Raw genomic sequence first — 14,031 nt, 5'->3', positions numbered from 1 at the left:
GGTAATCGAGTGCCCAGCAGTATCCCGCGCCGTACGGCCCTCAAGACCGGTGCCGTTCTCCTGGGCCTGTCGCTCACTTCCTGCACGAGCGAAGCCCAGCCCACGCCGTCGTCCGTTGCGGCAAGCACCACAACACCTGCCGCTGCCCCGTCGGCGACTTTCACGTTCGGCACGGCCTCGCAGCCCCTGGGCCTGGACCCCGCCCTGGCCAACGACGTCGAATCGCAGCGGGTCACCCGGCAGATCCTGGAAGGGCTGGTGGGCGTCGACCAGACAACGGGCGAGCCCACGCCGCTGCTGGCAACGCAGTGGACGGAATCGTCGGACGGTCTGGCCTACACCTTCACCCTTCGCCCAGGCATCAAGTTTCACGACGGTTCCCCTTTCAACGCCGACGCCGTCTGCACCAATTTCGACCGCTGGTTCAACTTTTCCGAGGCCCTTCGGAAGCAGGCTCCGGGAACCACCTTCAAAGGGGTCTTCAAGGAGCATGCCGACCATCCGGAGCTGTCCGTCTTCAAATCCTGCACCGCCCTGTCGGCGCTGCGGGTGCGGATCAGCCTCACGGAACGCTTCACCGGCTTCCTGCAGGCCCTGACGCTTCCCGCGTTTGCCATCTCGTCCCCCAAGGCTCTCGCCGCCGGGAAGGCCGATCAGCCCAGCCTGCGGCGCGGCAGCCAGGCACTTTCCGCTTACGCCACCCATCCTGTGGGCACCGGTCCCTTCCGCTTCTCCGCCTGGGACAGCGCAGGAGTCACACTCGCGGACAACAAGGAATACTGGGGCACCCGGGGACAGATCGCCACCCTCAAATTCGTCACCTACAACCACCCGCAGACCCGGCTGCAGGCCCTGCTGGACGGCAGGATCGACGGCTATGACGCCGTGACGGTGGGAAACTTCGACCAGCTGGTCAAGCGCGGCAAGCAGATCATCCAGCGGGACCCGTTCTCGGTGATGTATCTCGGCATGAACCAGGAAATTCCGGTACTGGAGGACCTCAAGGTCCGCCAGGCCATCGAGCTGGCCATCGACAAGGACACGCTGATCAGGCGCTTCTTCATCGACAACACCGCCCAGGCCTCGCAGTTCGTTCCGCCCAAGCTGAGCGGGTTCAACAACAACGCGCCCGCACTGGGCTATGATCCCCGCAAGGCGAAGGAACTCCTGGCAGAGGCCGGCTACAAGGGCCAGGCCCTGAAGTTCTACTACCCCATGAACGTCACACGGCCGTACCTGCCCACGCCGGAAAAGATTTATGCGGAAATCAGCCGCCAACTCACGGCGGTGGGCCTGAACATCCAGCCCGTCCCCGTGGACTGGACGGACGGCTACCTGCAGAAGGTGCAGAACCCCGGCGACCATGCCCTGCACCTGCTCGGCTGGAACGGTTCCTATTCCGACGCGGACAACTTCCTCACCCCGCTCTTCGGCGAGAAGAACGGCGAGTTCGGCTACCAGGACCCGCAGGTGTTCTCCAAGATCGACCGCGCCCGCGGACTCCCGGACGGCCAGGAACGCACGCAGCAGTACCAGACCATCAACGCCCAGATCGCGGAGTCCTTGCCCGCCGTCCCCATCGCTTTCCCGATCTCCGCACTGGCCCTGTCCGACCGGGTGATCAGCTATCCCGCCTCGCCGGTATTAAATGAAGTTTTCACCAAGGTCCAGCTGAGGCCTTGACGTAGGGGCGCAATTTCAGTTAGTGGGCGGTACAGGGATATTCTGTGACAGCCAGAGCCGCCTACGGGAGACTGATTGTGACCTTCATTTCCAAGACCCAACATGCCGACGTCGTCCTTATTGGTGGCGGCATTATGAGCGCCACGCTGGGTGCGTTCATCAAGCAGCTCGAACCCAACTGGACCGTCTCCCTGTTCGAGCGGCTCGACGAGGCCGGCCTCGAGAGCTCAGGACCGTGGAACAACGCCGGTACCGGACACGCCGCGCTGTGTGAGCTTAATTACTCCCCCGCAGCCAAGGACGGGTCGGTCAATCCTGCCAAGGCACTGCACATCAACGAGCAGTACCAGCTGTCCCGCCAGTTCTGGTCCCACCTGGTGGACAACTCCCTGATCGGCTCACCCAAGGGTTTCATCAACACCGTTCCGCACATGAGTTTCGTCATCGGAGACGACAACTCCAGCTTCCTCAAGACCCGCTACAACGCGCTAAAGGAGCACACCCTGTTCCGGAGCATGGAGTACTCCGAGGACTTCGCGCAGATCGCCAAATGGGCGCCGCTGATCGTCAAGGGCCGCGACACGAAGCAGCGCGTGGCCGCCACCCGCGCTGCTGAAGGCACCGACGTCGACTTCGGTGCCCTCACCCGGGAGCTGACCGGCTACCTTGCCAACAACGGCGTCGAAATCAACTACGGCCACAACGTCACCGATCTCCGCAGGGCGTCCGACGGCGGCTGGGACCTTTCGCTCAAGCACCCCGCTTCCGGTGAGCGCGGCAGCATCCGGGCCAAGTTCGTCTTCGTCGGCGCGGGCGGCGGAGCGCTGCACCTGCTGCAGGCTTCCGGCATCCCGGAAAGCAAGGGCTTCGGCGGGTTCCCGGTTTCCGGCCAGTTCTTCCGCTGCACGGACCCGTCCCTCGCGTCCCAGCACAACGCCAAGGTCTACGGCCAGGCTTCCGTCGGCGCGCCGCCCATGTCCGTGCCGCACCTGGACACGCGCTACGTCAACGGCAAGCGCTCCCTCCTGTTCGGCCCGTACGCCGGCTTCTCGACGAACTTCCTGAAGAACGGCAGCTACCTCGATCTCCCACTGTCCATCCGGCCAAGCAACATCATCCCGATGCTCGCCGTAGCCAAGGACAACATGGACCTGACCGCCTACCTGGTCAAAGAGGTGGCCAAGCGCCACGGTGACAAGGTGGAGGCGCTGCGCGAGTACTACCCGGAGGCTCAGGACGGCGACTGGGAACTCATCACCGCCGGCCAGCGTGTGCAGATCATCAAGAAGGATCCGAAGAAGGGCGGTGTGCTGCAGTTCGGCACCGAGGTCATTGCCGCCCGCGACGGTTCCGTCGGCGCCCTCCTTGGCGCTTCACCTGGAGCCTCCACGGCCGTGCCCATCATGATCGAGCTCCTGCAGAAGTCCTTCCCCAAGAACTTCAAGGGCTGGCAGTCCAAGCTCAAGGAAATGATGCCGGGCTACGGCGTCAAGCTCAACGAAAACCCGGAGCTGGCGGCGGAGCTCGAGAAGGCCACCGCCAAGAGCCTCCAGCTGGAAGCATCGCCCGCAGTCCAGCGGTGACCGTCCAGCGCGGGTTGCGGCAGGCACCATCGAAGGCAAACAGTCCGTCGACCCAGGAGATCATGCGATGTTCCGGCTGGCCCAACTATCCCTCGGGAACCGCGCGCTCATCGCGCTGATCACCATCTTCGCCTCGGTGTTCGGCGTGATCACCATGTCCTCGCTGAAGCAGGAACTCATCCCCTCGGTTGAGTTCCCGCGGATCACGGTGATCACGTCGATGCCTGGGGCGTCCCCCGAGGTGGTGGACAAGCAGGTCAGCCGGCCGCTGGAGACGGCGCTGAACGGCGTCGAAGGCCTGGAGTCGACGTCGTCCAACTCCCGCAACGGCGTCTCGCAGATCAGCCTGGTGTTCACCTACGGTTCCAACCTGGACCGGGCCCGGAACCAGATCGACCGGGCAATTTCCAACGCGAAGCGCACGCTGCCGGACGACGTCCAGCCCCAGGCCATCGCCGGCAGCATCAGCGACTTCCCCATCGTCTTCCTCGCCGTCTCCTCCGACAAGCCGCTGAGCGAGCTGAATACGGACCTTCAGCGGCTGTCGGTACCGAGGCTGCAGAAGCTCGACGGCGTCCGAGGCGCCGACGTGACGGGCGGCGCCAACCGGCACATCCTGATCCAGCCGAACGCGGCCAGCATGGCCGCCGGCGGTGCCAGCATCCAGTCGGTCCGGAATGCCCTGACCAACAACGGCGATCTTGTTCCGGCAGGCACGATTGAGGAGAAGGGTCAAAGCCTCTCTCTGCAGATCGGCAGCCCGGTCGACTCGGTGGCCGCGGTGAAGTCCCTGCCGCTCAGCGGGGCCAAAGCCGGCACCACCATCGGTTCTGTGGCCAACGTCAGCATCAAGGATGACGCGCGCACATCCATCACCCGGACGAATGGTCTCGAAACGCTGGCCATTTCCGTGACGAAGAAACCCGAGGGCGACACCGTGGCGATCTCGCACGCGGTGAAGGATTTACTGCCACAGCTCGAGGCGGAGCTTGGCTCGAATGCCAAGTTCACCCCCGTCTTCGACCAGGCACCGTTTATCGAGAAGTCCATCAAGGACCTCACCACGGAAGGCCTCCTGGGCCTCGGTTTCGCGGTGGCCGTCATCCTCGTCTTCCTCATGTCCGTCCGCTCCACCCTGGTCACCGCCGTCTCCATTCCGCTGTCTCTGCTGATCACCTTCATCGGCCTGTCCGGCACAGGGTATTCGCTGAACATCCTCACGCTCGGCGCGCTGACCATCGCCATCGGCCGGGTCGTGGATGACTCGATCGTGGTGATCGAGAACATCAAGCGGCACCTGAGCTACGGCGAAGCCAAGCTCACCGCGATCCTCACCTCCATCCGTGAGGTGGCCGGCGCCATCACCGCCTCCACGCTGACGACAGTGGCCGTCTTCCTCCCGATCGCCTTTGTCGGCGAACTGACGGGCGAACTGTTCCGTCCGTTCGCCCTGACGGTTACCATTGCGCTGCTCTCCTCGCTCCTGGTGTCCCTGACCATCGTTCCCGTGCTCGCGTACTGGTTCCTGAAGAGTCCCGCCAACGGAGACGCCCCCCGCTCCGCCCGGGAAGTCCAGGCGCAGGCACACGAGGCCGAACAGCGCAGCCTCCTGCAGCGCGGCTACGTTCCCGTCCTGAACAAGACCCAGAAGCACCCCGTGCTCACCCTGATCGCCGCGGTCCTGGTCCTCGGCGGGACCGCTGCAATGACGCCGCTGCTCGCCACCGACCTGCTGGGACGCTCCGGGGAGAACAGCATGACGGTCAAGCAGGAACTGCCCGCCGGCACGAGCCTCGAAGACACCAGCGCCGCGGCCCGGAAGGTCGAGGACGTGCTCCTTGGCATCGACGGGATCAAGGACGTCCAAGTGACCTCCGGCAATGCGCAGGCGGGCTTCACCGCGCTAACGTCCTCGGGTGCGTCCAACTCCTCGTTCACGGTGGTCACCGACGAAAAAGCGAACCAGGGCAGGCTGCAGGACGCAGTCCGCAGCCTGCTTGCGGCTGCAGGTGCTGCCGGCAAGATCTCCGTCGGTTCCCAGCAGGGGGGCTTCGGAACGTCCTCCACCGTGGACATCACCCTGAAGGCGGCCACCTCCGAAGATCTGGGGAAGGCCAGCGACGCCATGGTCAAGGCGATGGCCGGAGTTCCCGGAAGCAGCGAGGTGACCACCAACCTGGCTGCCAGCCAGCCCGTGGTGCAGGTGAAGGTTGACCGGGCCAAGGCCGTTGCCGCCGGCCTGACCGAAGAGCAGGTTGCGGGCGTCCTCGCCTCCACCATCAGCCCCGTCCCCGCAGGCACCGTGCGCATCGACACGGACGACTTCCCCGTCCAGATCGGCGAAGGAAAACGCTTCACCAGCATCGGCGCCGTCCGCAACATCCCGCTCCCCACCGCGTCCGGGGCCATCCCGCTTAGCCAGATTGCCGCCGTCGAACAGGTCGACATTCCCATCTCCATCACCTCCAGCAACGGCCAGCGGACAGCGAAGGTGTCCGTCACGCCGTCGGGATCCAACCTGGGCGCCGTCAGCGCGGAGGTGCAGCAGCGCCTCAAGGCCGTGGACCTTCCCGCCGGGGTGACCGCGGAGATCGGCGGCGCCACCACCCAGCAGGCAGAATCATTCCGGCAGCTCGGCCTCGCGCTGCTGGCCGCCATCGCCATCGTCTACGTGATCATGGTGGCGACGTTCAAGTCGCTGGTGCAGCCGCTGATCCTCCTCGTTTCGGTGCCTTTCGCCGCCACCGGAGCGGTTGCCCTGCTCCTCGTCGCGCGGGTGCCGCTGGGGCTGCCGTCGCTGATCGGCATGCTGATGCTCGTGGGCATCGTGGTGACGAACGCGATTGTGTTGATCGACCTGATCAACCAGTACCGGAACCCGCGTGGCGGCAATCCGGGGATGAGTGTTGCCGACGCCATCACCCACGGCGCCCGGCAGCGGCTCCGCCCCATCCTGATGACCGCGCTGGCCACGGTCTTCGCGCTGACCCCCATGGCCCTGGGCATGACGGGCGGCGGCGGGTTCATTTCGCAGCCGTTGGCCATCGTGGTGATCGGCGGCCTGGTGTCCTCCACCGCGCTCACGCTGGTGCTCGTCCCCGTGCTGTACCGGCTGGTAGAGGGGCGGAAGGAGAAAAAGGAGCTCAAGCGCCAGCTCAAGCAGCGCCCCGGCTTCTCCCCCGCCGATGACGACGTCGATGCCGAGTTCGCCGACTGGACCACCGGCATGGTTCCCAAGCTCAGCGGACGCCGCGCCGCCCCCGGCTCCCCCGAATAACCCTGACCCGTCACCACTTCTCCTCCCCACCCAACTAAGTCGCAGCTCAGGGCGTTCCCAGCGCTTGGAACGCCCTCTGCTGCTACCTACATAGGTGACTGCAAGTGACCCTGTGGATAACCCAATTCCGGGCTCCGGTTTTTGGAACGATGGGGCCATGAAGTATCCGAGCCCATTGCCGGACCATCTGTCGGACGTTCCCTTCACCGTGGATGAAGCACTGAACGCCGGAGTTGCCCGGGACCGCTTGAAGATCGGCGGCCTCCGGACCCCCAGCCGGGGCATCCGGACACCTTACGACGCCGGTACCCGCCCGGAGTGCACGCAGCAGCTTGCGCAGCTGGCCAGGCCCCACACACTCGTCACCGGCCTTTCGGCAGCATCGCACGCAACGGCATTCCTGCTGTGGGAGTTTCCCGGCTTCCTGCCTGGCGCTGACCTCCCGGGCATCCACCTTTCCCGCCCGGATGCGGTTGCCATCGCCCGGCGGCGGGGTGTGGTGGGGCACCGCGGGCAGTTCTTTCCTGACGAGATCGTGGGCCTTAATGGGGTGTTCGTCACCAGCAGGACCCGGACCTGGCTGGACATCGCCCGGCGGATGAGTGTCGATGAGCTGACGGTGGTGGCTGACCATCTCCTGCGGCATCCCCGCCCCGAGTTCGAGGGGAGGTCCGCGGCCCATGCCACGCGGGACGAACTCGCCGACATGCTGGACCGGCACAAGGGAACGCCCGGAATCCGGAAGGCCCGCCTGGCTCTTGAACAGGCGCGTGTCGGCGCGGATTCTGCCCCCGAAACACGGCTCCGGCTTGCCCTCGCCCGCCGCGGCCTTCCCGAAGCCGACGTCAACGTGCCGGTGGCGTTGGGCGGCGGCGCCGTGCGCCAACCCGATCTTTCCTATCCCGAGTTCCGTGTGGCCGTGGAATACGACGGAGAGGGCCATTCGGATTCGGCACAGGTGCTGAGGGACATCCGCCGCGACGAGGATTTTGCCGCCGCGGACTGGATCCTGCTGCGGATCGGCAAGAACCACATGGAGAACGACGCGCGGGCTGCCGTCCGCAAGGTTCGCTTGGTGCTTCTGGCGCGTGGCTGGTCCCCATCTGAGTAGCAGCAAAAGGCGTTCCCAGCGCTGGGAACGCCCTGAAGTGCTACTCAGTTGGGAGGGGCGGGAATAACCTAGCGCCGAGGACGTTGAGGGTAGTACATGCAAACGCATGTAAATCGGGTACACTGGTAGCACAGGCCCGAACAACTTCGGCGAACGGAAGGCTCATCATGCAGATCGGCGTATTCAGCGTCAGCGACATCACCCAAGACCCCACCACGGGCCGGACCCCCACCGAGCACGAGCGCATCAAGGCATCAGTGGCGATCGCCAAGAAGGTCGAAGAAATCGGCATGGACGTCTACGCCATCGGTGAGCACCACAACCGGCCGTTCTTCTCCTCCTCCCCCACCACCACGCTCGGGTACATCGCTGCCCAGACCGAGCGCATCACGCTGTCCACAGCCACCACGCTGATCACTACGAACGATCCGGTCAAGATCGCCGAGGACTTCGCCATGCTGCAGCACCTCGCCGGCGGCCGCGTGGACCTGGTGCTGGGCCGCGGCAACACGGCCCCGGTCTACCCCTGGTTCGGCAAGAACATCCAGGACGGGATCGAGCTCGCCATCGAGAACTACAGCCTGCTGCGCAAGCTGTGGGACGAGGACACCGTCAACTGGTCCGGAAAGTTCCGCACGCCGCTGCAGAACTTCACCTCCACCCCGCGCCCGCTCGACGGCGTGTCCCCCTTTGTGTGGCACGGCTCCATCCGCAGCCCGCAGATCGCGGAAGTGGCGGCCTACTACGGCGACGGTTTCTTCGCCAACAACATTTTCTGGCCCAAGGAGCACTACCAGCAGCTGATCAGCCTCTACCGCGAGCGCTACGAGCACTACGGCCACGGCAAGGCTGACCAGGCCATCGTGGGGCTGGGCGGGCAGTTCTTCATGCGGAAGAACTCGCAGGACGCCGTCAAGGAATTCCGGCCGTACTTCGACAACGCCCCCGTCTACGGCCACGGCCCGTCGCTGGAGGACTTCACGTCCCAGACCCCGCTGACCGTCGGCAGCCCGCAGGAAGTCATCGAGAAGACCCTCACCTTCCGCGAGTTCTTCGGTGACTACCAGCGCCAGCTGTTCCTGATCGACCACGCAGGCCTGCCGCTGAAGACCGTCCTGGAGCAGCTCGACCTTTTCGGCGAGGAAGTCCTGCCGGTCCTGCGCAAGGAGTACGCCGAGCGCACGCCCGCCCACATCCCGGCTCCGCCCACGCACGCCGGACGCGTTGCCGCACGGATCGCAGCTGAGGGCGCTGCAGGCGAGGGCGCTGCCCCGGGCACAGGGATCGGCCAGGACACGGCTGCCGCCGCGGCCTCCCCAACGGAGTCACGATGACACCCCGGGCAGCTTCGGGGACGTCCGCCGTCCGACTGGCCTCCGAAACCTGGGAGTCGCTGTTCCGCGCGCAGGTGGCCGTGATGCGCCGGCTGCAGTCGGGCCCCGCTTTCCGGGACCTGGCGGTGAACGAGTACGACGTGCTGTTCACACTGTCGCGGTGCCCGTCGGGCTGGCTGCGCCTGAACGAACTTAACGACAACGTGCTCCTGAGCCAGTCCAGCCTGAGCAGGCTGGTGGACCGGCTGGAGAAACGCGGCTTGGTGGAGCGCCAGCCGGCCCCGAACGACGGCCGGGGCGTGCTGCTGAAGCTGACGGAGGAGGGCGCGGCGCTGCAGAAGGAAATTGGCCGGGAGCACGTGCGGGACATCGCCGAGCTCGTTGCCCCGGCCCTGACGGCGGCGGAGCAACGGGAGCTGCTCCGCCTCACGGAGAAGCTGCGCGCGTCGCTGCCGTCCCGTTAGCGGGACGGCCAGTGGCCCCGCTAGCAGACGGCCGACGGCGGGACGCCAGGCCCGCCGTCGGCCGCCTCCCCGCCCCGGGTCAGCTGATGATGACGACTTTGTCCGGATCCTCCGCCGGCAGCTCGCCGTTCACCGTGGCCAAGACGCGGATCTCCCGGAGGGAGAGGCTTCCGCCTACGGTGGACAGGAAGGCCGTGTCCGAGGAGTCGCGTCCCGCGGTGATGCGCAGCATGGCCTCCCTGGGAGCGAGCCCGGTGGGGTCGATCACGTGCCAGGCCCCGTTGACGTGGGCCTCGGCCACGGCATGGAAGTCCATCGGGGAAAGGCCCGGCGCATACACGGCCGCCAAACGGGCTGGCACGTTCTTGGCGCGCAGCAGCGAGATGGCCAGGTGCGCATAGTCCCGGCAGACGCCCCGCCGGTTCAGGAGGGTCTCCACGGCACCGTCGGTTCCCCGGGAGGAGCCGCTGACGTAGCGCAGTTCGTTAAACACCCAGTTGCGGACGGCGTGCAGGAGCTCCTCGCCCTGGAGCCCGCCGAACTCCGCATACGACGTGGGGAGCAGCCGGTCGGACTCCGCGTAGCGGCTGGGCCGGACGTAGCGGATCAGATCCATCAGCGCGGCCTCCTCAGGTTCGGCACGGCCCCCGACGGTCGCCGAGTAATCCACGGTGACTTCCGTGGGGTCGGCGAACTCCATGTAGTGGAACCTGCCGCCATGGTGGTCCGAGAGCTCAGTCAGCGGAACCTGTTCCCCGCCCGCCGTCACGCTGAGGTTCTCCTCAAAGGACGTGTAGCCGGCGTTCCTCGCCACGGAGATGGCCATCGCCACCCTGGTGTCGGCCACGGTTTTGAATACTAGGCGGGCAGCAACAGTTCGTTCCATGGGTCTCCGGGGTGTGAGGCGGCGTCAGCCAGTCGCGGCTGCGGACGGGGGATGTGCCGGAGGCGCAGCGGGACTAGTTTTTGATCTTCAGAGACATTAGCATCCGCTGGACATTGGCGAATTCGGAGCCCTCGTTGACGTAGCCGGCGGCCTGGTCAAGCGTGTCGAAGGCCTTGGCCGGGGCCACCTTTTCGTCCGGTGCAAACGCCTTCAGCGAGCGCACGTCGCCGAACGAGTAGTTCCCCTTGCCGGCCAGGCCCTGCACCACGTTCTGCAGCTGGCAGGCCTTGGAATCGGCGCCGCCCACCAGGTTGGTGATGCCGTAGGAGCCGAAGTAGCGGTAGCCCTGGATCACCCTGAACACCACGTGCGGGTCGATGGTCCCCTGCCCGCCGCTGTGCGGCAACTCGACGGGGACACTGCTGACCACGACGTAGGATTTGCGGGCGGAGGCGGCACACTTGGTTGCCGCTGCATCCGGCAGGCCCGTCTGCAGGGTGGCCAGATAGCTGCCTTCCGCGTCCTTGACCTCGATCTTCACAGCGCCGGGAAGAGTTCCCTTGTCAGGTTCAACCGATTGGGCAATCCAGTCCTGCGGAAGCTCGAAGCTCACGGTCTTGGCAGGGTCTGTGAAGACCTTCCACGCCGCTGCCGTGGTCCCGGCTGTCGCAGAGGCACCGGCCGAAGCGCTTGCGGAGGGACTCGCGGACCCCGAGGCCGCACCGGTCGCCGGGCTGGTACCCGGCTCCGCCGTCCAGGCGGGCGCGCCTTTGCCGTCGCTGCTGCAGCTGGCCATCAGTCCCGCCGTCAACAGCACGACGGCGGCGATCCCGATACGTCCAGAGGCCGTGATCCCTGTCATGGCTCCAGCCTAGCCGGGACGCCGGGCCCGTCCGGGGGTTGCCGGGCAGCGTTTCGACGATGAATTAGCAACTAGGCTGAGGTCATGGACGAACATAAGCTGGACGAAGCGGAGCAGACCCTGGCGAACATGTCCGCCCTCGACATTGCCGATTGGCGGCTGCGGACCTTCGCCCTCTACGACACCGTGCGCAAGATCGCCGCGGACAGCCCCGAGGAAGCCCACGCCTACTGGCGCCAGGAGCGGGACCGCATGTTCGGCACACATGCTGCCTCGGCGCTGACGGCCGAGGCCAAGGCGTCCTTCTACGGGCTCAAAACCGCCGACTACGATCCCATCTACCGTTTCTACGTGCCTCTGACCAAGGAGGGCGCCGGGCGGGAAATGACCGTCGAAACAGGGACGGACGGGCTGGTCAGGTTTGTCCGGCTGGGAACATTCGACCTTCCAGAGATGGGACAGCTGGCCGTGTGGAAGCTGATGGGCTACGGTGGCGGGATCTTCGTTCCGTTCCGCGACGCCACCGCCGGGAAGCCCGGCGGAAGCTACGGTGCCGGCCGCTACCTTCTGGACACCATCAAGGGCGCGTTCCATGGCGTCCACGGCTCCGGATCCGACGCCCAGTACGTGCTGGACTTCAACTTTGCCTACAACCCCTCGTGCGCCTACAACGAGGCCTGGGCCTGCCCGCTCGCCGGCCCCGCCAACCGGCTGGCCGTAGAGATCCCCGTCGGCGAGCTGTACTGACGTCACGCAGTTCGGGGCCGCTCCGCCCCGCACATACGATGGCTGAATGACCCCAGCTCGCCCGCGGCGGATCGCCCGCGTCCGCCCCCTCGCCCCTGCCCCGTCGTCGTCCCCGTCCTCAGACTCGTCCCCAGACTCGGACAAAGCACAGCTTCCCGAACAGTTCTTCGTGGCCAACGACGCCGCGGACTTCGCGGGCACTGCGGGACGGACATGGAAAGTGGTGGAGTCCCCCTTCCCCGGCTCGCGGGCCAACGCCGGCAGCGGCCGCCGCAAGGGATGGGAGCCCGGGGCTGAGGTCCTCGAGGACAGCTTCACGTTCCTGGCGCCGAGCGTGCCTGCCAACGTCCTCGGGATGGCCCACAACACGGGGCAGGCCGGCCGGGAGCTTCCCGCACAGGCCTTCCACAAGGCAGCCACCAGCGTGATCGGCCCGGGCGAGGCGATTGAACTGCCGGCCGGAATCGGACTGGTGGAGCCGGAGGCGGAACTGGCCGTCGTCGTCGGCCGGACAGCGAAAAACCTGACCCTCGACGACGCGCGGACGGCGGTTCTGGGCTACACCATCGGCAACGACGTCACCGCACGCAAGCTGCAAAAGTCCGATGAACTGTGGCTGAGCGCCAAAAGCCAGGACACGTTCACGCCCGCTGGTCCCTGGATCGTCACCGGGCTGGACCATGCGGACCTGCCTGTCGGCGTCGTTCACAACGGTACCGAACTGCCTACCGCAAGCACCGCGGACCTGGGGTGGAAGGTGGACGAGATCCTCGTTTACCTGACGTCGTTCATGACCCTGCACCCCGGCGACCTGGTGCTCACCGGGTTCCCGGCCGCTAGCGCCGGCATCCAGCCGGGCGACACCGTCACTTGCCGGGTGGGCGGGATCGGGGAGCTCTCCAACCCCGTCACGGCCGCTAGCTGACCGATACGCCGCCCAGGTTCCGGACGCTTCCGACGGCGGCTGTCACCGCCGCGGCTGCTGCCTCCAGGTCGGCGGCGGTCACCGACGAATCAAAGCTGAACCTGACGGCGGTCTGCGCCACCTCCGCTTCGATACCAAGTGCCACCAGCACCGGTGACGGTGCGTCCGATCCGGCCGCACACGCCGAGCCGCTGGAGCAGACCACGCCCTGGCGCTCGAGTTCCAGGAGCACGGACTCGCCGCTGGTGCCCGGGAAGCAGAACGACGCCACGGAGGGCAGCCGTTCGGACGGATGGCCGGTCAGCAGCGCACCCGGAACACTGCCCAGCACTGCGGCAATAAAATGATCGCGCAAGCCTGAGACGCAGGCCGCGAGCGCGGGCTGGTCGGCGTGCGCCAGGGTGAGGGCGGTGGCCAGGGCCACGGCGCCCGCAACATTTTCCGTGCCGGAGCGCCGGCCGCGTTCCTGCCCGCCGCCATGCACCAGGGGCTCGATCCGGGTCCGGCCCCGGACGAACAGGACCCCGTTGCCCTTGGGCGCCCCGAGCTTGTGCCCGGAGATGCTCAGGGCGTCCACGCCGAGCGCCCTCACATCCAGCGGCAGCCAGCCGGCGGCCTGCACGGCGTCGGTATGGAAGGGGATTCCCCGGCCCTTCGCCAGGGCCGCCAGTTCGGCCACCGGCTGGACGGTCCCCACCTCGTTGTTGGCGTACATGATGCTGACCAGCGCGGTTTCATCCCGCAGCACAGCGGCGAGTGCCTCCGGGGTCACGGTTCCGTTCCGGTCGACAGGCACCGCGTCCACGGTGAATCCGTGGAAGCGTTCAAGGTACCGTGCGGACTCCTCCACGGCAGGATGCTCGACGGCGCTGATCACCACCCGGTTCAGCGCCGGGTCCGCGGCCTGCCGCGCCAGGGCAATCCCCTTGACGGCGAGGTTGTCCGCCTCCGTGCCGCCCGAGGTGAAGGTGATCTCCCCCGGCCTGCAGCCCAGCACCGCGGCCACGGTCTTGCGGGCGTCCGCGAGCGCCCGTGCGGCGGCGTCGCCGAGCGAGTGGTGGCTTGACGGGTTGCCGAATTCGCCGGTGAGGTAGGGCCACATGGCCTCCAGCACCTCCCGGCGGACGGGTGTTGTGGCTGCTGCGTCCAGGAAGATCAT

At 66.6% G+C, this 14,031-nt stretch carries 11 protein-coding genes; 8 read left to right on the top strand and 3 right to left on the bottom strand.

Annotated features, from left to right (window positions below; genetic code table 11):
- Positions 1-9 precede the first annotated feature (9 nt).
- From J7I85_RS06300 to J7I85_RS06275, 6 genes are all read left to right on the top strand, one after another.
- Positions 10-1,683 carry an ABC transporter substrate-binding protein gene (locus tag J7I85_RS06300; RefSeq protein ID WP_214848135.1) on the top strand — a complete coding sequence of 558 codons (1,674 nt, stop codon included), beginning with the start codon at positions 10-12 and terminating at the stop codon, positions 1,681-1,683.
- A gap of 77 nt (positions 1,684-1,760) precedes the next feature.
- On the top strand, positions 1,761-3,266 hold the full coding sequence (locus J7I85_RS06295) for a malate:quinone oxidoreductase (RefSeq protein ID WP_214848492.1): 1,506 nt from the start codon (positions 1,761-1,763) through the stop codon (positions 3,264-3,266).
- Between the two features lie 67 nt (positions 3,267-3,333).
- Positions 3,334-6,543 (top strand): efflux RND transporter permease subunit, encoded by a 3,210-nt coding sequence (locus J7I85_RS06290; RefSeq protein WP_214848132.1) that lies wholly within the window; start codon positions 3,334-3,336, stop codon positions 6,541-6,543.
- Positions 6,544-6,700: 157 nt separating this feature from the next.
- On the top strand, positions 6,701-7,654 hold the full coding sequence (locus J7I85_RS06285) for an endonuclease domain-containing protein (protein WP_214848129.1): 954 nt from the start codon (positions 6,701-6,703) through the stop codon (positions 7,652-7,654).
- Between the two features lie 167 nt (positions 7,655-7,821).
- The gene (locus tag J7I85_RS06280; RefSeq protein ID WP_214848125.1) at positions 7,822-8,988 is read left to right on the top strand and encodes an LLM class flavin-dependent oxidoreductase; all 1,167 of its coding nucleotides are present in this window, start codon (positions 7,822-7,824) and stop codon (positions 8,986-8,988) included.
- The gene (locus J7I85_RS06275; protein ID WP_214848123.1) at positions 8,985-9,452 is read left to right on the top strand and encodes a MarR family winged helix-turn-helix transcriptional regulator; all 468 of its coding nucleotides are present in this window, start codon (positions 8,985-8,987) and stop codon (positions 9,450-9,452) included. Before J7I85_RS06280 ends, J7I85_RS06275 begins: the two co-directional genes overlap by 4 nt.
- A 79-nt stretch (positions 9,453-9,531) precedes the next feature.
- Here the strand turns inward: J7I85_RS06275 and J7I85_RS06270 are convergent, their stop codons facing one another.
- Positions 9,532-10,338, bottom strand: a complete 807-nt coding sequence (locus J7I85_RS06270) for a transglutaminase family protein (protein ID WP_214848120.1) — start codon at positions 10,336-10,338, stop codon at positions 9,532-9,534.
- A gap of 73 nt (positions 10,339-10,411) precedes the next feature.
- A complete protein-coding gene (locus J7I85_RS06265; protein WP_214848117.1) occupies positions 10,412-11,200 on the bottom strand; it encodes a hypothetical protein in 789 nt (262 codons plus the stop codon).
- An 84-nt stretch (positions 11,201-11,284) separates the two neighbouring features.
- Between J7I85_RS06265 and J7I85_RS06260 the strand changes: the two genes are divergently transcribed.
- A complete protein-coding gene (locus J7I85_RS06260) occupies positions 11,285-11,947 on the top strand; it encodes a DUF1684 domain-containing protein (protein WP_214848114.1) in 663 nt (220 codons plus the stop codon).
- Between the two features lie 46 nt (positions 11,948-11,993).
- Positions 11,994-12,872 (top strand): fumarylacetoacetate hydrolase family protein, encoded by an 879-nt coding sequence (locus tag J7I85_RS06255; RefSeq protein WP_214848111.1) that lies wholly within the window; start codon positions 11,994-11,996, stop codon positions 12,870-12,872.
- On the opposite strand, the gene J7I85_RS06250 is transcribed toward J7I85_RS06255, so the two are convergent.
- Positions 12,865-14,031, bottom strand: coding sequence for a cysteine desulfurase family protein (locus tag J7I85_RS06250; RefSeq protein WP_214848108.1), 1,167 nt, complete (start codon positions 14,029-14,031; stop codon positions 12,865-12,867). The genes J7I85_RS06255 and J7I85_RS06250 overlap by 8 nt on opposite strands.

It is taken from the genome of Arthrobacter sp. ISL-65, from assembly GCF_018613795.1.
Taxonomy (GTDB): Bacteria; Actinomycetota; Actinomycetes; order Actinomycetales; family Micrococcaceae; genus Arthrobacter.
The sequence above is the reverse complement of the archived record's forward strand: the minus strand, read 5'-3'. Positions and strand labels throughout refer to the sequence as shown.